This window comes from Myxococcus sp. AM011 (assembly GCF_013372595.1).
Classification (GTDB): Bacteria; Myxococcota; Myxococcia; order Myxococcales; family Myxococcaceae; genus Myxococcus; species Myxococcus eversor.
On the sequence record NZ_JABXEM010000014.1, the window covers coordinates 1 to 19,005 of the forward strand.

The following is a 19,005-nucleotide window of genomic DNA, read 5'->3' on the forward strand; positions in this document are numbered from 1 at the left end:
GGTGGGGCTGGAGCCGGGGGACATCATCCTCCGGGTGAACAACCAGCCGGTGACGTCGGCGGACGGGTTCAAGGAGGCCCTCATCACGGCGCGGCGCGGACGGAGCGTGTTGTTGCTCGTGCGGAGGGGCCGCTACGGGTACCACATCACGCTGCCCTTCGAGCAGGACCGGGGGCCGAGCCTGTAGGGCAGGCCTCCTGGCAGGCATGGCAGCGGGTTCCTCGGATTTCGGAGGGCGCGCAACTCGCACTAGCATGCGTGCCCCATGAGCACCGTGCGCTACCTGTCACTTGGTCCCCTGCTCGCCGGGGCGGGCTCCCGAGCCTTCCTGGGGCTTGCCCTCGAGGATGGCCTGCCCCCTCGCCCCGTGGTCCTCATCTGGGCTCCGCAGGAGGTCGTCCAGAGCCCGGAGCTGACCGCGAAGCTGACGCGGGAGACGGGCCGCGCGCTCGTCTTCGAGCATCCGAACATCCTCCGCGTCCACAGCCTCGCGGCCCAGGACGGTGGCCTGGCGCGCGTCACCGAGTTCGCCGACGGTGAGCCCCTGCGGCGCGTGCTGGAGGCGAGCCCTCGGCTTCCCCCGCCGCTCGCCGCGCTGGTGGCCGCGGATGCCGCCACGGGCCTGCACTACGCGCACATGGCCGGCAACGACGACGGCACGCCGCTGGTGCACGGCGATGTGCGGCCCGAGACGCTGATGCTCTCCTTCAGCGGCCTGACGAAGGTGACGGGCTACGGCGCCCTCAGCGTGGCGCCGCGCGAGCGCGATGGAAAGCGCGTGAAGAACCGCCGCGCATACAGCGCCCCGGAGCAGTTGCTGGGCGGTCGCGAGGCCGTGAATGTCCAGTCGGACGTGTTCCTGCTCGGACTGGTGCTGCACGAGTGCCTCTCCGGGAAGATGCCCTTCAAGGAGAACGCGGACCCGGACAAGGCGACACTCACTCGCACGCTGCCGACGATGTCCCAGGACGTGCCGCTGAAGCTGGACGCGGTGGTGCGCAAGGCGACGGCGAAGCGCGCGTATGACCGGTACCCGTCCGCGCACGCCTTCCGCGAAGCGATTGTGGATGCGGTGGGCACGCTGCCCGCGCACACGTCGATGGCGGACTATCTCGCCAAGCTCTTCCCTCCGGAGAACGAGGCTCGCGCGGCTCGGCGCCGGGTCATCGAGGCGGGCATCGCGGACGTGCTCCAGAAGGTCGGTGTCTCACCTCCCGTCGTGGCGGAGTTCCTCGTCACCGGCACCCTGCCACCCTCGGCCATTCCGAAGGTGTGGCCGGCGATGCAGGGCCAGCTCTCCATCCTCGCGGCCGTGTCCGGCGGCACCAGCGGTGTGCAGCTCACCGAGGCCAGCGCGGCACCCGCGGGAGAGCCCACGGGCTCCTCCGCCGTGGTTGCACCGGCACCGGCACCGGCGGCCGCACCCGCCACCGAGGCCACGAGCACCACGGCGTCCAACCCCACCCTGCCTTCCGTCGAGACGATTCCGGCGACGGGGACCTCTGCCACTGTCGCTTCTTCCGAGAGCGCCACGGCGTCGACGGGGACCGCTGACACGGCCACGAGCACCGTGGCTCCCGCCGCCGCTGTGGCGACCGCCGCGAGTTCAGGGCCGACTCCGGCCGGAGCCGCGACCGCGTCCTCGACTCCGAGTGCCACGCCACTCACGAGCACCACGCCATCGCCCACGCCCGTCACGAACGGAGCCGGTGCGTCCGGAGCTCCGGCAACTCCAGCGGGCGCGGTGCCAGCTTCGAGCCCCGTGCCGCCAGCGGCCGGTGCGCCTCGGAAGTCCTCTCGGGCGTGGGTCGCCGTCGTCGGCGTGGGCACGGTGCTCGCGCTGGGTGGCGCGGCCGTCATCGTCCAGCGCCTGCCGGCCCAGATTGAAGCGGAGCTGGAGGACGCTGGGCCCCCGTCCATCGCGATGGGCGGCCTGGAGGACGCAGGAGCGAACGCCGACGGTGGCGTGGACGCGGGCGCCGAGGTGATTGCGACCGGCTACCTGGACCTCACCGTGGATCCTCGCGTGGACGTGTCCTATCCGGGTGGGTTCCTGGGTCGCACGCCGCTCAGCGTGGCGCTGCCCGCGGGCCGACATGTGTTCACGCTCACCAACGCCGTGCTCGGCATCCAGGTGGCTCGCACGTTCACCATCACCGCGGGCGGGCGCAACGCGCAGCAGCTCTTCCTGAACAAGGGCTTCATCAACGTCCGCGCGCCGAAGGACGCCATCGTCACCCTCAACGGCCGGCTCATCGGCGCCGCGCCCGTGGAGGAGCAGGACGCCTACGAGGGCACGCATCAGCTCCTCGTCATCGCCAACGGCGCGCGGTGGGCGAAGACGTTCAAGCTGGAGCCCGGCCAGCGCGTCTCGTTCGACGTGGACTTCGAGACGCCCTCCGAGGAGTAGGCCCCCTCGGTCCCCGCTGGCAGCGGCTCCTCACCCCGAGCCCTGCCAGCGTGACTCGCCCGACCTGACACGTGCTCCCTGGCGCGCCGTGACTACTCGCGACGCTCCAGGCGCAGAAGCTCCAGGACCCGGTCGGTGTCCAGGGGCCGCGCCACACAGTCGCTGGCACCCGCGTCCAGGCATCTCGCCCGCTCGTCGTCGCTCGGCTGGGCCGTGACGACGACGATGGGCATGTCCACGAAGCGCGCATCCTCACGGAGCTTCGTCAGGAAGGCATGGCCCTCCTCCATCATCGGGAGCAGCAGCAGCAGGCCATCGACCTCCGGCGAGTCCCCCAGGACACGCAGCGTCTCGCCCAGGCTCTCCGCATGGAGGACCTCCAGGCCCCGCGACTCCAACACGCTGATGAGCGAGAACGCCTCACGGATGTTGTCGTCCGCCACGAGCACGCGACGCCGGGTGGTCCGTTCCCGCTCCCCTTCCAGGAACGAAGACCCCGCGAAGGGCTCGTAAGGAATCACCTCGCCCGGCGCACGCGGACCGCTCCGCGTCGACTCATCACCGCGCGCGAACGTGGGGAGTTCGACCGCGGAGACCTCCACCATCGACTCCCCGGCCCGCGCGAAGTTCCGCTGTCCGCCCGCTTCGCCTTCCGCCTGGGACTCCTCACCCACGTAGACGTCGGGCACGTAGAGCGTGAAGGTGCTGCCCCGCCCCAGCTCGCTGGCGACGTGCAGCTCTCCTCCCAGCAGGTGCGCCAGTTCGCGGCTGATGGACAACCCCAGACCCGTGCCTCCGTACTTGCGACTCGTGCCCGGCTCCGCCTGATGGAACGCCTCGAAGATGCGCTGGAGCTTGTCCTGCGCGATGCCAATGCCCGTATCCACCACGCTGAACGCCAGCACCCCTTCGGCGCGATTCAGCACGGGGCTCTCGAAATGGAGCAGCCCCCGCCCCATCAGCGCGACGCGCAGCTCCACCCGCCCCGAGTCGGTGAACTTGAAGGCATTCGAAAGCAGGTTCATGAGCACCTGCCGCAAGCGCAGCGAGTCGGTGCGCATCGTCCGGGGCAGCGAGCTGGAGAGCACGACACCAAAGCCCAGCCCCTTCTGCTCGGCGACGTGCTGGAAGTCGCGCTCGATGAGCGCCTTCACCTCCGCGAGCGGCACGTCCTCCGGTTCGACCTGAAGCTTCCCCGCCTCCACCTTGGACAAGTCCAACAGGTCATTGATGAGGCTGAGCAGGTCCACGCCCGAGGCATGGATGGTCCGCGCATACTCCGCCTCCTTCGGCCCCAGGCGATGGTCCGAGTCCTCCGACACCATCTTCGCGAGCCCGGCGAGCACGTTCACCCCGTCGCCCAGCTCCCGCCACGCGCCCTCGGTCCCCGACACGTCGACACGTGCACCCAGCCGGCCCTCCACTCCCACCTCACGGCCCACTCGAGTCACGTCCCGAGCAAGGGACGACAGGCGCTCCACCCCCGCGTTGAAGGTCTCCGCCAGTCGGTCCTCGAGCGTGTTCGTGCCTCGGACGGGCACTCGCCGCGAGAAGTCGCCCCGGTTGGAGGCCTCCATCGCGGCGAGGAGCTCTGCCAGCCAAGCGTCCTGCCGTGCGGCCCCCTGGTTGCCATCGTCTTCCACGCGTTGCTCCCGTGAATCCGCACCCGTCACAGGGCCGGAACACACCCGGACCCCGTGACGCCACGACATCGCGGCGACACCGAACAGACGAACCGTCTCCCAGAATCCCGGATGACGACTACGCGCTCTTGCGGCGCCGCATCATCGCCTCGTACGAGCGACCCACGCTTTGCGAGAGGATCATCAGCTCGCCCACGTCAGGCGGCGTGAGCTGATCCGGCCCGTTGTCCACGTACAGCAAGTGGACCACCTTGCCTCGGACGAGCAGCGGCAGGATGACCGCCGTCGTCGGGAAGCCGCCCCCCAGCAGCTTGTAGAACACGCCCATCGCCGCGTCCCGGCGCACCGGCCCGACGTAGTGCGAGCGCGTGTCTCGCACCAACCGGAACGTGCTCTGCTCCCGGAGCGCCACGCCGATGCGACGCACCGCCGCCTCGCGCACCCCCGGGCCCATGCCGTGCCAGCCCGTGACGAGGCTGCCCTGCACGGACAGCAGCAGGTTGCGCCGCCACTTGCCCAATGCGAAGCGCAGCACCGTGCGCGCCACGTCCTCGCGGTCCGTGCTGCGCGCCAGCTCCGCCTGCGCCTCCGCGAACGTCAGCGGCGTGGGAGGAGGCTCGGGCGCGCGCTGCACGGGCGCGGCGGCCATGGGCGGCGGGGCGACGGGCGCCACCGGAGGCAGGGGGGCCACGGGAATGCCCGCCTGCACGGGAGGCGTCGGCGGAGCCACCGGGCGCGGCGCGGGAGGCTGCATCGCGGGAGGCGGAGCCACCACCGGACGGGCCACGGGCGCCGTCGGCATCGGAATCGGCGGGAGCTCGGGGAGGGCTTCCACCACCTCGACGCCGGTGATGACCTCCTCCTCGCCCATGTCCCCTTCGTAGTCCGCGCCACCGCGCAGCGCCTGCGCGTAGACGGACTGGAACTCCTCCTCGCTCATCAGGTCGGGCGGCTTCTCCTCGGCCTTCGCAATCTCGGCCGCCGCCTGCGAGCCCGGCTTGGGGCGAGGCCGCACCGCGTTCATGTCGATGGCGCGCAGCGGACGGAAGGCCTTGGTGTAGCGGCGCAGCAGCTGGTTCATCCGGAACTCGGGGATGACCACCGGCACCACGCGCTTGCCCGTCTTGAAGGCAATCGCGTCCAACGTCGTGAAGTCGTGCGGGTTGACGACGGCGACGCTCAGGCGCGTCGCATCCACCCGCATGGGGAGCAGCTCCTTGTCATCCGCCTGGTTGGGCGGCACCAGCTCCAGCGCCTTGGGGTCCGGCACCATCTCCCCGGAGGCGAACGCGCTGTTGTGCAGCGTCCCCAGCGTCTTGGCCAGGTCCACCTCGGACAGCAGCCCCAGCTCCACCAGGTTCGTCCCGAGCCGGCCGCCATGCACCACCTGGGCCTCGAGTGCTTCCTCGAGTCCCTCCGCGGTGACGAGGCCATCATTCAGGAGCTGTTCGCCCAGGCGCATGTCCGGCTTGTAGCCGCGCCCCATCCCACTCCGCAAGCACGCACACCCAGGGCTCCTAGTCCTCCGGGTGGTGGCTGAGCGCCACCCGGTTGCCCTCCGGGTCCCGCACGTACACCGTCCACCGCGTCTCGTGCTCCAGCGGGACGCCCGCCTGAGTAAGCTCGGACACCACCGCGTCCCGCTCCGTCCTGGCGATTCGGAACGCGAGCATCAGCAGGCCCGGGCGCTCGTGGCGGAACGGGAGCGGCTCTGGCGCCATGCCCGCCGCCTCGATGGCCAGGAAGCCGCCCCCGGGCACGCCCACCCAGATGCTCCGCAAGGAGCCGTCCGAGCGCAGGTGGCGGGTGAGCTCGGGGAAGCCCAGCAAGTCCCTGTAGAAGGCCGTCACCCGCTCGATGTCCTCCGCCTGGATTGCGACATGGTGGAAGCCCTGAACGTTCATGAGGGCGGATGGTATGGTCCCGCCGCCCATGGCGCGACTGCTCATCGTCGAGGACAACCACGAGCTGGCCTCCCTCATCGTCTCCACGGCCCAGAGCCGGGGCCACGACGCGCGCGCCGTGCACACCGGCGAGGCCGCGTTGGAGGCGCTCAGCCCCGGCTCCAAGTGGGACGCGGCGCTGGTGGACCTGCTCCTGCCGGACATCCGTGGCAGCGAGGTGCTCGCCGCCCTGCGGGCCCACGGCATCCCCGCCATCGCCGTGAGCGGTGTGTACAAGGGTGACCGCTTCGCGCAGGAGGCCGTGCAGGTCCATGGCGCCAGGGCCTTCTTCGAGAAGCCCTTCGAGCTCATCCAGGTGATGGAAGCCCTGGAGCAGGCGAGCGGCGTGGTGCCCGCGCCCCGCGCGCCACCGCCCGTGGAGGATGGCGCGGCCCAGGACGAGCTGCTCGACGACGCGGACCTCATCGTCCTGGAGGAGCTGGTTCCCGAAGCCGAGGACGGCGGCGAGGCCAGCGCTCCCATGCAGACCATCCCCGACTCCGCCCCGCTGCCTGGACTGGAGAGCGAGGAGCCCGCCCTGCCGCTGCCCTTCGCGCACCGGGAGAAGGTGTGGACGGGCGCGCAGCCCACGACGACCAAGACGCGGCGCGCGCTGCCCGAGTGGTCCCTCGCGGGAGACCTGAAGGACACCTCGGTGGCGCGGCTGCTCAACGCCTACTACGAGGCGCGGCACCATGGAGAGCTGAAGCTCCAGCAGGGCTCCATCCTCAAGGTCGTCTACTTCGAGTCCGGCCGCATCGTGTACGCGGCCTCCAATCTGGCCCACGAGCGCTTCGGTCGCTTCTGTGTCCGCAAGGGCGTGCTCACGGAGCAGAAGCTCGCGGAGGTGGCCGCCTTCGCCCGGCAGGAGGGCCTGCGCACCGGTGAGGCGATGATTCGCCAGGGCCTGCTGGATGCGCCTCGGCGGCGACAGCTCCTGGAGGAGCAGGTCCGCGAGCTGCTCTGGTCCACCTTCACCTGGACGGAGGGTGCCTACGGCTTCAGCGCCATGAGGCCGCAGCGCGCGGACCTGGTGAAGCTGTCCGTGTTCCCGGGCGACCTGGTGTTGGAGGGCGTGGAGAAGACGGAGACGCTGGTGGCCCTGCGGCAGCGCATGGGGCAAGGGCGCCGCCTCTTCCCCACCGCCGATCCGCCGTACGGCCTGCACGAGCTGAAGCTGCAGGGGCCGCAGGCGTTGCTGCTGGCCTACGCGGACGGCAGCAAGACGGTGGAGGACCTGCTCGCGCTGACGGACCTGTCGGAGCGACAGGCGCTGGCGACGCTGCGGGGCCTGGAGCTGCTCGGCGTGCTGGAGGAGCGGCCGGAGACGCCGAGCCGCCGCCACCGGATCTCCTTCGGCCTCTAAGTCAGCGCAGCGTGCCGTCTCGACGCCGGCACAGCCACTGCGCCACCGCGATCGGCCGCTGAGTCAGCGCCGCGTGCCATCTCGTCGGCGGCGCAGCCACTGTGCCATCGCAAGCAGTCCGAACAGCGCCGCGCCCGAGCCTCCCTGCGAGCAGCCACAGGACGACGGTTGTTCGCTCAACGACGCCCCGGACACGGGCACGCCGTTGAGGAACACCTCACCGGCGAAGCGCGGCGACGACAGCAGGCGGGGACGGACCACGTACGTCAGCGTGCGCGTCTCGTGAGCGGCCAGCGCCACGCCCTCCACCTGGAAGCCGCCTTCGACTGACTGCTCCGCCAGCGTCGCGCCCGCCACCTTCACGCTGCCGGGCACCAGCTCCATGCCCTCGATGCGCTCCACATGACGCAGGCCGGTGACGCCGCAGTCCGTGGTGTTGCTCAACTGCACCACCACGCCCACCAGCCCCGTCTGCTGGCCGGAGGTGGACTCCGTGGAGTGCGCCACGTCGACGAAGGGGTCCGCGACAATCGGCACCGTGTGCACCCGCGTGGCCGCATTGCCCCCACCCGCGTCGGCGGTGACGCGCAGGGTGATGGACGTCCCCACCAGTTCCTGCAGGCCCGTCTCGAGCGTGGCCACGGTGACGCTCGTCCCCGACAATTCGTCCTGCGCGAGCGCGGGGCCGCTGTCCCTGGACCAGGAGACCTCCACGTCCGCGCACGCATCGGGAGGAATCCGCTGTGTCAGGGTCGTCTTCGCGCCTTCGCCACAACGCGCCACCAGCGCATCACCCTCCACCCCCCCCAGGGCCACGGCCCGTGCCTCCGCCGTCAGCGACTGTCGCGCGCGGCCCGCTTCGACGGGCGTGGAGACATCGGAGAAGAGCTCTCCGCGCACGGTGTACGTGGTGGCCGAGCAGACCGAGGGCAACTGAAAGCGCCAGGCGCCCGGCACGGGCACCACCTGGGAGGCAAGCTGCACGCCGTCGACGGACTCCAGGAACATGCGCGCCTTGAGCGCGTACGTCCCGGGGCAGCGCAGCGACGTGCCCAAGGTCGCCTCGACGTCCTGTCCGCCCAAGGTGACGCGCAGCGACAGGTCTAGGCTCGCGGCGGACACGTCCTCCGCTTCTGGCTGGGCGTCCACTCGTACCGGGGCCTCGGGCCCCTCCACCACGCCGACTCCAGGGACGGTCATCCGGTTGCGCGCCACCAGCGTCAGCGCCGCCAGCTCGCAGCCCTCCGCCGACACCTGGAGCACCGGCGCCGTGACGGGCGACGTGAGGTCGACGGGATTGCCAGCACCGTCCTTCACCGTGAGCCCTGGAGGCACGGAGCTTCCATCCTGGAGCCGCCACACCGTCTCCACCTGGGGGAGACCCGCCGTGGCCTCGCAGGCGTGCAGTGCCTCGGGACGCAGTTCCACGGTGCTCCCCGACCTCACCTGTCGAACCGTGTTCGGCGCGAAGGGCGCTGCCGGCTTGCCCCAGGGCCGCACGTCGACGGAGATAGACGTGGGCTCGGACGGAGTCCGCCCCTTGTCCCGTGCACGGACTTCGTAGGTGTAGCGCGCGCCCGTCGCGGAGCAGAGGAACTCCGGGGGCACGAACGTCGCGACGCGGCCATCCTCCTCTGTCTGCAACATCGGCTGGCCCGGGGGGGCGTTCCACACGTAGTCCACCGACTCGCAGATTCCGGCGCTCGGGGATGCGGTGAACACGAGCGAGGAGCCTCCCGCCGTGGTGGTGTTCCCCTGGAGCGGCAGCACCCCGGGCGCTCCGGGCCCTTCCGTGTTCTCGATTCGCAGCGTCACCGTGGTCTGCCGGTCATGCGCGCCCAGGCCGTCCGAGGCGAACACGGTGAACTGGGTCGTGGTCGGCTCGCAGACCTCCGGGGCGGTGAGGGACAGCGACAGCGCATCCACCCCAGGCGTGGCGTTGACGGTCAGCGGCGTCGCCCCCACGTCGGCGGAGACCCGCACCGCGTCGCCGTCCTCGTCGCTCGCCATGACATCCAGTATCCGCGTCGTTCCCTCGTCGATGAGGACGGGGTCCGGAATCGCGCCGAACAGCGGGGCCACGGCGTTGACGTAATAGATGACGTTCTGCCCCTGGTTGCGCAGGGTGATGACGCAGAAGCTGGAGTCCACGCAGGACACCTGGTCGAACGGGTCCGACACCGGCAGCGACGCGTTCGCGAACGCGGGATGCACTCGCCACGTGGTGCCGGAGTCGCTGGCGCTTCCTGTCGGCACGGCGCCGAGCACGACATGCTCTCCGCCATTGCGCGTGCCCACCGCGAGGCCAAAGCCCGTTCCCCGGCCGGTGCTCAGCTCGGTATTCACATCGACGGAGACGATGCTCACCGGCCCCGAGTCGACCAGCGTGACTCGACTGAAATCCCCAGGCGCCGGAGATGCCGAGATGGGCGCCCGGAAGAGGCCGTCCGCGTTGCCCGCCAGGAGGATGGGAAACAGCCCGCTCGTGGGGATGAGGTCCACCGTCTGGAGCGGCAGCGGCGTCAGCGCCGGATTCATGCTGAACGAGGCTTCCACCTTGTCGCCGCGAAGGTAGATGAGGTTCGGCGTGCCGGTGACAGGGACGAGCGCATGCGTCACTCCCCCCGCGGACTCCGTCACTCCCATCACCGACGTGGCCCGGAACTGGGTCGTCTCCAGGACTCGGGTGGGCCAGGGGAAGGTGGCCGTCTCGGATGGCGTCGCGTGCAACAGCAGGAGGTCGTTCGTGTCGACGGCGATGGCGGCGTAGCCGGTGCCCGACGCGGTCTGCATCACCCGGCGGACCTCCATCGTCGTCGCGGTGGGCAGGTTGGGGATGATGCTGCCGTTGGGCAGACAGTTGTTGTAGGCGAAGATTTCGCCGTCGCTGCGCACGCCCGCGAAACAACCCGAGGTCAACAACAACGTGCCCACGGCGGGCGACAGGTTGCGGTTGGCCACCTGCTCCTCGTTGATGTGCAGCTCCGCGCCCGTGGAGTGAGCGATGGCGACGGTGAAGGGTTCCCACGCCCTCACGTCACGCGGCTCTCCCGGGACCGTGAGGCCTTCCTTCCACTCCGCGGACGCCACCGCGGACAGTCCCAGACAGAGGCAGATGAGGATGCCGGCGCGCACGAGTTACTCCTAGTAGGCGAGCTCCGCCCGGAGGTAGAGCCGGTCCTGATCTTCGGACGACTCGGAGCCCAAACCCAAACCGCTGAAGCCCAGCAGTGTGTACCCGACAGCCATTCGGAGCTTCTCATCCATCCGATATGCCACTTCCGCGCGCACCGCTGTCAGCCGGTCGCCTTCGGGTGAAGCCGTCCGACGGGCCAGCTCCGCCGCCACCTCCAGCCCACCCACGATTCGGACCGCCGGACGCACCGTGCCTGTCCACACCCACCGCGAGGAGCCCTCCAGGCTGCTGTGCCCCGCGTGAAGGCCCGCGGCCACCGAGAACCTGTCGCCCAGGCGCACCGCGGGAAGCAGGGAGAGAATCTGCAAGGCCCTGTCGCCAAACGCGGCCCGAGTACCCGGCAAGAGCTCCCGCGTCACACCATAGCGCGCCACCACGAGCCACGGGCCGGGTCGCCACGCCACCGCCGCGTAGCCCTCCAGCAGCCGAGCCTCCAGCGCGTCGTCGTTGACGGTCCGCGCGAAGTCCACGCGGCCAGAAGCCGTCACGTCGCGCAGCAACTCCGCCTCGGCGGCCAGCGCCACCACTGTCTGGAGTCGGTCCACCGCCTCGCTCGCTCCGCGCTCCGGCGTGCCCTTCTCTCGCCGCACCTCGAAGCGGCCCTCCAGCCGCAGCCGCTCCAGGAGCAGTTGGCCGAAGACGCCGCCCGCATCGCGCCGCAGCGGAGGATTCACGTCCAGCAGGCTGCGCACGCCGCGCTCGTAGCGGGCCCCCACGCTGAAGCCATCCAGCACCGTCTTCTGGAGCCCCACCGCCCGCGACAGCCGCACGGACGTCGCGTCATGAAGGCCCACCTCCTCGACGAACAGCGCGGTGCCGCTGTCGGGCAGCTCGGTGCGAGCCCCCGTGAGCGTCCTGCCCGCGCCGAAGTCCGGCCCATCCACATCGACGGAGTAGCCGCCGTAGTACACGTCCGAGCCACTGCGTGACTCCACGTTCGCCCAGGCGCGAGGACCCAGCTCCGGTCCCCAGCCGCCGCGCGCACCCACGCGCGTGTCGCGTCCCAGCTCCACGTCCACGCCCGCCGCGCTGAACGAGTCATCCACCCGGCCCGGCCCCGCGCCATGCAGGGCCAGCTTCTGGCGATGCGACGCCTGGAGCCAGAGGCCATCGAGCAGACGGTAGCGACCCGCGACACCCACGGAGGTGCGGCCTCCCGTCAGGGCGTCACCCTGCCCCACGACTTCGGCCGCCTTGAGCCGAGCATCCCGAGCCTCCACGCTCACGCCCCAGGTGGACTCCTCCCAACCCACGCTCGCGCCCACGGTGCTCGCGGAGAAGGGGTTGTCCACGAAGGGCTCACGAGGGTCCGCCGAGTTCCGCCCATCCGCGAGCAGCGACAACCGCAGCCGCCCCACGGGCTGACGCAGCCGCAGCGCGAGTTGCTGGAATCGCGCCGCGTCCAGGTGCGCGCCGTCCGAGAAGCCTCGTCCGCGCCAGCGATAGGACGCATCCACGGAGCCCTCGCTCCACAGTCCCGGTCCGCGCATGCGCAGCCCCAGCGCCTCGCCACCTGTCGCCAGCCCCGCGCCAGGGCGCAGGAAGCTCAGGCCACCGTCGTCGGAGACACCGAACACGCCCGAGTCCACCGCCATGCCGCGACTGGATGCCGCCTCCGCCTCCAGCGAGTACGCGCCCAGTCGCGCGGAGCCCCGGCCCGAGTAGAGCGTGTACGGACGACCCTCGTGGCCTTCACGCACCGCGGCCAGTCCCACGCGCGCGCCACGCCACTCGGCCCACACCTCGCCGCCTCCAGAGTCCTCGGTGCCCGTCGTGCGCAGCGCCGCGTAATCGACGACGAGCACCGGCTCCGGTGCCTCCGTCAGCATGTCGGTGCGCAGAAAGGTGTCACCCGCCATGAACGACAGCGGCCGGGACAGCAAGATGCGCCCCGCGAAGTAGTCGATGTCGTAGTCGCGCCCGCGCACCAGGTGTCGCTCGGCCAGCGGCAGTCCGGTGACACCGTCACGCACTTCCACTCGCACCAGCTCCGAGCCCTCCGCCACCGACACCGCGCCCAGGTAGAAGAGGCTGCCGCCCGTGGCGCGAAGCTCTTCGTGCGCGGGGACGGCCGAGAGTCCGCGTGTCGGGTCCGTGAGGCTGCCACCGAATGCGTCCACGCCAGCGCGGAGCTCCGGGCCCTTCGCGCTGGAGGTGGTCAGCTCCGCATAGGGGCCGAAGAGGGGGCGGTGGTAGCGGCCCACCTCACGGTCCTGCACCAGCGCGCGGTAGGTGCCCAGGCCCACGCGGCCGTAGTCGGGATGACGTGCTTCCGCGCGGAGCCGGGCCTCGGAGGCGTTCGGCGTCAGCGACACCGAGTCGTCGGCCCACTCCTCCGGCGAGAAGTCAGGGTCCGCCACACGCTCGAAGCGCTCGGGGACGCGAGGACGCAGCCAGTCGGGGAGTTCCGCGCCTCGCAGCGTGCGGCCGTCCGTGTCGCGAAGGTCCACCTCGCCCACCACGTCCACCGGGCCCAGGCGCAGCTCCGCGTGTGCTGAGCCTCTGCCGCGAAGCTGGAAGTCGCTGTCCGCCGGCGCGAAGCTCGCCTCGATGTCCAGCAACCCCACCGCGAATGGCATCGGCTTCGCGAGGATGTCCACCACCACCTCGTGAGCGGAGCCACCGGGCGGAGTCAGCGCCAGCGTCACGTGGTTGTTCCCCGAAGCCAGCGTCACGGGAACTTCCACACGGCCGTCGGCATCGACCACGGAGCTCTCACCCAACGGGCCGCGCACCGAGGTCCCCGAGGGAGCCTCCACCTTCAGCCGGGTGACTCCGCTGGCCGCGGTTTCGTCACGCGCGGCGGGAAGCTGAAACGCGCCCACGAGCACCAAGGGCCTCGGCACCACCAGCCAGCCTTCGGCGCGGCGCACGACATCGACGTGCTGAAGCGAGACGCGCACCTTGCCATCCGGCGCGGTGGCCTGGATGACCAGCGTGTTGTCTCCAGCGATGAGGGGAACCGAGGCGCTCCATCCACCGCGCTCATCCACCTCCGCGTCGGCGCCGCCGATGCGCACGCGGTCTCCCACGGCGGCCTGTCCCGCGACACGGAAACGCACGGCGCCCTCGCCGGAGACCACGTCGGCCACGGGAGGCATCCGCGAATAGGACAGCTCCAAAGGCAGCGCATCCGAAGCCAGGCTGCGCACGGCGAAGTCCTGGAGGGCGACGGCGCCCCAGGGCACCTCCACCGTGGCGGCCTCTGGCGTCACCTGACTCGCGGCCGGCAGTGAGCGAGGGTCCACCTTGAGGCGATGCCGACCCGGACGCAGGTGAAGCCCACGCGTGGCGTCCGGCGTGCGCGAGTCCACTCCCGTGAGGTGGAAGCGTCCTCGCGAATCCGTGCGCACCTCGCGACCCGTCGTCAGCACCAGCCGCACACCCGCGACACCCGGCTCGTCAGCGCCGCAGAGTCCATCCCCATCCACGTCGAGACATACGCGTCCGGCGATGGTGGATGCCAAGGAGGGCACGTCCATGGACACGCCCTGTCCCGAGGCCGCCCCGGCGCACAGCAGCACGCTCAGCACCAGCAGGCCCGAGCGCTTCATGGACGCACCTCGGCGAGCAGCGCGGGCACGTCCATGGACACGCCCTGTCCCCAGGCCCGAGCGCCTCATGGACGCACCTCGACGAGCGCGGTGACACCCGTGGCGACGTCCGCCACGGAGACACTCACCGGTCGCGTGGCGCGCACCGTGAACGACGTGCGTCCCTCGCGGACCTCGTCGCCTTCGCGCGCTCCGTCCGACAGCGCGACATGCACCGCGCGCCCTTCCAGGATGCGGCCGCGCGAATCCTCCACCCAGTACGTCACGCGCGTGCCCTCCACGCGAAGCCGCACGTTGACGGGGACCTGGGGCGCCACGCGAACCTGCTGTGAGACGGCCTCGGGCACGAGCAGCGGGTCCAACGGATACGCCAGTCCCTCGCCCCCCAGGACATGGACGGTGCGCACCAACCCCGTCCACAGCCCATGCGCCACCAGATGCGCGCCCGGAGCCAGCTTCCCCAGGGACACCGTGCCATCCAGGCCCGTGGTCAGTTCGTGCCCATCCAGACGCAGCGGCTGCGAGGGCACCGGCAGCCCCGCCAGGTCCGACACGCCCGCGTACAGCACACCTCCGCGCGGCCATACAGCGATGCGCGCCGGCTCGCTGCCCACCGGTCCCCACGCCCGCGCGCTCAGCGTCACCTGCTCCTCGCCTCCGGAGGCCGGCGGCTGCCAGGCGCTCGCGAAGTCACCGGGCGCGGGCTCCACCGGCGGAGTGAAGTCCCCTTCGGGCGCGGTGAGAGACAACGTCGCGCCAGGACGAGGACGTCCGAGCGCATCCCGCGCGCGCACTGCCACCTGTGCCTGGGCGCCGCGATGCACCAGCGGCTCCGACACGGACATGGCCAGCTCCGTCACCGGTCCCTGCACCAACTGGAGCGCCAGCACCTCGCGAGAGCCCGCGCCGCGTTGAGGCCAGGCCGCTTCGATTCGCTCGTCGTCGCCCAACGTGCGGGGCGCCGAGTAGAGCCACTCCAGCATGCCGCCCGCCGCGCGCGACGGCCCCTTGAGGACACCGCGACGCGCCTGCGCCGTCACCTTCGCATCCTCCACCGGCTTGCCCAGCGGGTCGCTCGTCGCGCACAACAACCGCGCCCGCGACACACCATCCGCCGGAAGTCGCTGCGGCTGGAACACGCACGCGAGCCCGTCGGTGGGCGGCAGGTTCAAATCGATGTTCTGTCGCTTCGCATTGCCCGCCCGGTCCACCACGCGGCCCTGGCCGAAGCGATGTCCTGGCGGCACGACGATGGGGAGACGGAAGCGACCATCCGCGCCCGCCGTCACCGGACCGAACGTCGCCCCCGCGATGTCGATGGAGATGCGCGCATCCGGCTCCGTCGTGCCCGGCAGGTTCACCGACGCGGCGAGCGGAACCAGCACTCGCCCATAGGCCCCATGCACCGACTGCGGACTGGGCCACGCGGAGAACGCCACCAGGATGGCCACCTCGGGATGCCGCGTGTCCGGGAGGATGTAGCGCGCCCGATACATTCCAGGCGCGACACGCTCCAACCCTTCCACCCTGCCAGTGCTGACACGCACCACGGGCGGCGCGCCGCTGTCGTCGGCCGTGCCATCCGGGCGCAGCAGACTCACGGTGAGCACCGCCTCCTTGTCGCGGCCCTTCACCGGAGCGGCGGGCTCAAGTCCCAGCTTCACGTCAGTGGCGGGAGGTCCGAGCACGAAGCGCGCCTGCGCCTCCAATCCATCCACGCGCGCGCGCACCACCACGTCACGAGCCCCTGAGTGGGGCACGACGATGAAGGTGCGGAGCGGTGGCTGCGCGAGTCCCTCACGCAGCTCCGCGCCCTCCACGATGACGGTGGGTGTGCCCGCCAGCGGCACGGGAACTCCAGACGCATCCTTGCGCACCACCGCCACGGGGAAACCCTCGGGCGTCACGGCGGACGACGGCCCAAGCAGCTCCAGTGTGTCGGCTCTGGCCGAAGCACACACGCACAGCAATAGAATGGCGGGGAGCGGAAAATGTTTCAGGACGCGTAGAAGTCTACAGGGCCCGTCCTCTCCGCCGAAGCTCCTTCCGCGAAACCACCACCGAGACCCGCCGGGGTCGCGCCAGCCACAACGCCACCAGCACCAGTCCCGCCGCCGCCACCGACGTGCCACTCGCGCTACACCCTGCTCCAGGCTCGTCACTCAGCGGCACGAAGGTCAGGGGTGACACCCCGCCTACCTCAAGAGTGAGGGGTGCCACGGAGTGGCCCGGAATGAGCTCCTCCCCCGCCACCGGCTGCGTCACACCGCACTGCGACGCGGTGCCGTAGATGCGAATGCGGAAGGAGCTTCCGGGATTTCCTGAGATCAGCGCCGCCAGCCACGTGTTGCCATCCAGCGTGACGTCCCGCGCAACCAACGACACGGTGGGCTTGAAGCGGGATGGGTCAACGATTTCCGCGCCGTCCAACCAGACCCAGCCGGAGGTGGCGCGCTCGCCGCTGTAGCCGTTGTCGACACACATGACTCCCGCACCCAGGCCATGGAAGCCGAGTGACACCGCGTTGGGCTGCCCCGTCGTCCGCGCCACCTCCAGCGCGGCCAGGAGCGGCGTCGACCCGGGCTGAGTGCACACCGCCTCGGCCGTCCGCGTCGGCTCCGCGGGCGAGGCGTCACAGGGGAGCTCTCTCGGGAGCTTGAAGGTGAACGAGCGCACGTTGAAGTCCCCGTTCTCCGCCACCGTCCACACCACGCGCACGGTGCCGTCGTCGGACACGCTCAAGTCATTGAGGTTCTCGTTCTCCGGCGACTGGGTGAGCAGGTAGAGCGTCTGCGTGTCCAAGTCGTAGAGCGCGATGTCGAAGTCGCCCTTCGTCGGGTCCCTGCGCTCGAAGGCGATCAACGAGCCGCTGATGCTGGGGTTCGCATCCAGCCCCGGCAGCGCGAGTCGCTGCTCGGTGCCGCCATTCACGGGCTTCCAGTAGATGTCCCGGTCCGACACACCGTCCACGGTGCGCGTGCTCGCGTAGACGACGATGTCTCCGTTGGTGTCGGGCTGGGACTCCTCGCCCTCGCTGCCGGTGAGCGCCTGCGAGTTGAAGCCGTTGCCCGCCCAGCGCGCCTGCCAGATGTCGCAGTGCTGGCCCTGGGCATCGCACTTGGCCCAGACCACCGTCTTCCCATCCGGGGACACCGACGGTGTGCGGTCCAGCATGCGATCATCCGTGAGCCGGGTGAGCGTGCCCTGGTCCAAATCGTAGAGGGCGATCTCCGGCTCCAGCGTGCTGCCGGTGTAGCCGAAGTCCTGCCACGCCACGGTGCGGCCCCCAATCACCGCCGCGCGCCGGCTGCTGCCCGCCTGGGGCGCCAGCTCCACCGGCGCCTGTGCCTTGCCCACCTCGTACGTGTAGATGGCGCTGGAGGTGTTGACGCGGGTGAACACCACGGTGCTTCCGCTGATGTCCGACACGAAGTCGAACGCACCGTCGTTCGGAATGGCCTGGTCCACTCCGGACACCATGTCCTGATAGCGAATCTCGCTCGTGCCACCGGACTCGCTCGTGTAGGCGACCAGCGCCCCGCTCACGTGAGGGTCCGTCTGGTCTCCGGGCCCGCCATTCACCACCTTGGCGGACCCGCTGAGACTGCCGACTTGAGGGGAGGCGGGGGACAGCGCAGGCAGCAAGCACGTCACGACGGCGAGAGCGCGCAGCATTTGAAACCACCTTCCCGGGGGGACTCAGGAACGACAGACCCATGGCCCGCACAAGGCGCAGTGGGTCCGGAATGCTCCCCGGAGCGTGCTTCCCACGGCGGTCACGGCCGGCCGGACTTCAGGCCCCGCGGCTTTGCGCACCAGGCCTTTCGGCCAGGATTGCCCTTGAACAGGAACGACTGTGGGTTGGAGTCTAGGGAGACCCCCTGCCAGGGGTCAAGCCGACCGCTTGCCCGCATGCTCGTGGCTTCAGGGAGTTGCGTCGCTGGCCTGATTCCAGATGTCGGAGTCGGTCTTCAGCGAAGGAGGCCGGGTGTCGACGATGAGCTCGGCCTTCTCACGCTGCTCGACACGGCCGACGCCCACGGCGCGCACGTCCACGGTGTTGGAGCCCTCGCGCAGCTTCACCTTGCGCTCGAAGCGGCCCTCCGCGTCGGCGAGCACGCGCACGTCATTCACCTGCACGCGGCTGCCGGGGGTCGTCTGGCCTCGCACGACGAGGTCCTTCTCGCGACGGGTGCGCTCCGAGGGCCAGTCCACCTTGAGCAAGAGGCTGGTGGGCACTGCGGCGGGCTCTGACGGGGCCTGGCCCGGACGGATGACGGACTGCTGACCCGCGCGGACGATGACGACCTTGCCCTTCCCGAGCAGTGTCACCTCGCCCTCGCGCGTGCCGACGGCCACGGTGCCCTGGCCGTTGTTGCTCATGGTGAAGGCACCGGCTTCGTGCAGGGTGGCCACCGCGTCGCTCTGCGCGGCCCTCACCTCGAAGGTGTGGCGCTTGCCGGGACGCACGACGGCGGTCGCCATACCGTTGGCGAGCAGGATGCGGGACACCGACGCGGTCAGCTCCTCCACGGACACCTCGGTGCCCGGGTCCATGCGGAACTCCACCGCCTCGCCGCCGATGAGCACGGCGTACGAGCCATCATCCGTGCGCACCTTGTCGTGCCGCCGCAGGGCCATGCCCACCGAGGCCTTGCGCCAGGTGCCATCGCCCTCCTTCACCTCCACGGTGCCCGTCACCTCGGTCAGCTCCAGCTCCAACGGCCGCGTCACCGCGGGCGCGGCCGCCGGCACCACGAGCGGGGCGGGCGGAGGAGGCGGAGGTGGTGGCTGGCGCAGGAAGACGAACCACCCCAACGGCAGGGCCGCGAGGATCAACGCGAGGCCGATGAAGAACGGCGTCTGGCGCCGGGAGGGGCGAGGCTCAGCCAT

At 70.7% G+C, this 19,005-nt stretch carries 11 protein-coding genes; 3 read left to right on the plus strand and 8 right to left on the minus strand.

The window, feature by feature from the left end; all coding sequences use genetic code 11:
- Together HUW62_RS04805 and HUW62_RS04810 are read left to right on the plus strand one after the other, a co-directional pair.
- Window positions 1-187: PDZ domain-containing protein (locus HUW62_RS04805; protein ID WP_176433697.1), on the plus strand; the 187-nt coding region annotated here is incomplete at its 5' end.
- A 78-nt stretch (window positions 188-265) separates the two neighbouring features.
- Window positions 266-2,410: a protein kinase gene (locus tag HUW62_RS04810; RefSeq protein ID WP_163865101.1), complete on the plus strand. Its 2,145-nt coding sequence runs from the start codon at window positions 266-268 to the stop codon at window positions 2,408-2,410.
- Window positions 2,411-2,502: 92 nt separating this feature from the next.
- Here HUW62_RS04810 and HUW62_RS49850 read toward each other — a convergent pair whose 3' ends face one another.
- From HUW62_RS49850 to HUW62_RS04825, 3 genes are all read right to left on the minus strand, one after another.
- Complete coding sequence (locus HUW62_RS49850; RefSeq protein ID WP_176433698.1) at window positions 2,503-4,053, minus strand: ATP-binding protein; 1,551 nt, start codon at window positions 4,051-4,053, stop codon at window positions 2,503-2,505.
- Window positions 4,054-4,171: 118 nt separating this feature from the next.
- Entirely contained in the window at window positions 4,172-5,515 is a 1,344-nt protein-coding gene (locus HUW62_RS04820) for a general secretion pathway protein GspE (RefSeq protein ID WP_176433730.1), read from the minus strand.
- Between the two features lie 55 nt (window positions 5,516-5,570).
- Window positions 5,571-5,957 carry a VOC family protein gene (locus tag HUW62_RS04825; RefSeq protein WP_176433699.1) on the minus strand — a complete coding sequence of 129 codons (387 nt, stop codon included), beginning with the start codon at window positions 5,955-5,957 and terminating at the stop codon, window positions 5,571-5,573.
- A 13-nt stretch (window positions 5,958-5,970) separates the two neighbouring features.
- Between HUW62_RS04825 and HUW62_RS04830 the strand changes: the two genes are divergently transcribed.
- Window positions 5,971-7,362, plus strand: a complete 1,392-nt coding sequence (locus HUW62_RS04830; RefSeq protein ID WP_176433700.1) for a response regulator — start codon at window positions 5,971-5,973, stop codon at window positions 7,360-7,362.
- A gap of 63 nt (window positions 7,363-7,425) precedes the next feature.
- Here the strand turns inward: HUW62_RS04830 and HUW62_RS04835 are convergent, their stop codons facing one another.
- From HUW62_RS04835 to HUW62_RS04855, 5 genes are all read right to left on the minus strand, one after another.
- Window positions 7,426-10,497, minus strand: a complete 3,072-nt coding sequence (locus HUW62_RS04835) for a hypothetical protein (protein WP_176433701.1) — start codon at window positions 10,495-10,497, stop codon at window positions 7,426-7,428.
- 9 nt (window positions 10,498-10,506) lie between these two features.
- The gene (locus HUW62_RS04840) at window positions 10,507-14,112 is read right to left on the minus strand and encodes a flagellar motor protein (RefSeq protein WP_176433702.1); all 3,606 of its coding nucleotides are present in this window, start codon (window positions 14,110-14,112) and stop codon (window positions 10,507-10,509) included.
- Between the two features lie 65 nt (window positions 14,113-14,177).
- Window positions 14,178-16,082: a hypothetical protein gene (locus tag HUW62_RS04845; RefSeq protein WP_176433703.1), complete on the minus strand. Its 1,905-nt coding sequence runs from the start codon at window positions 16,080-16,082 to the stop codon at window positions 14,178-14,180.
- Between the two features lie 43 nt (window positions 16,083-16,125).
- Window positions 16,126-17,787 (minus strand): MYXO-CTERM sorting domain-containing protein, encoded by a 1,662-nt coding sequence (locus tag HUW62_RS04850; RefSeq protein ID WP_163865094.1) that lies wholly within the window; start codon window positions 17,785-17,787, stop codon window positions 16,126-16,128.
- Between the two features lie 249 nt (window positions 17,788-18,036).
- Entirely contained in the window at window positions 18,037-19,005 is a 969-nt protein-coding gene (locus tag HUW62_RS04855; protein WP_176433704.1) for a FecR domain-containing protein, read from the minus strand.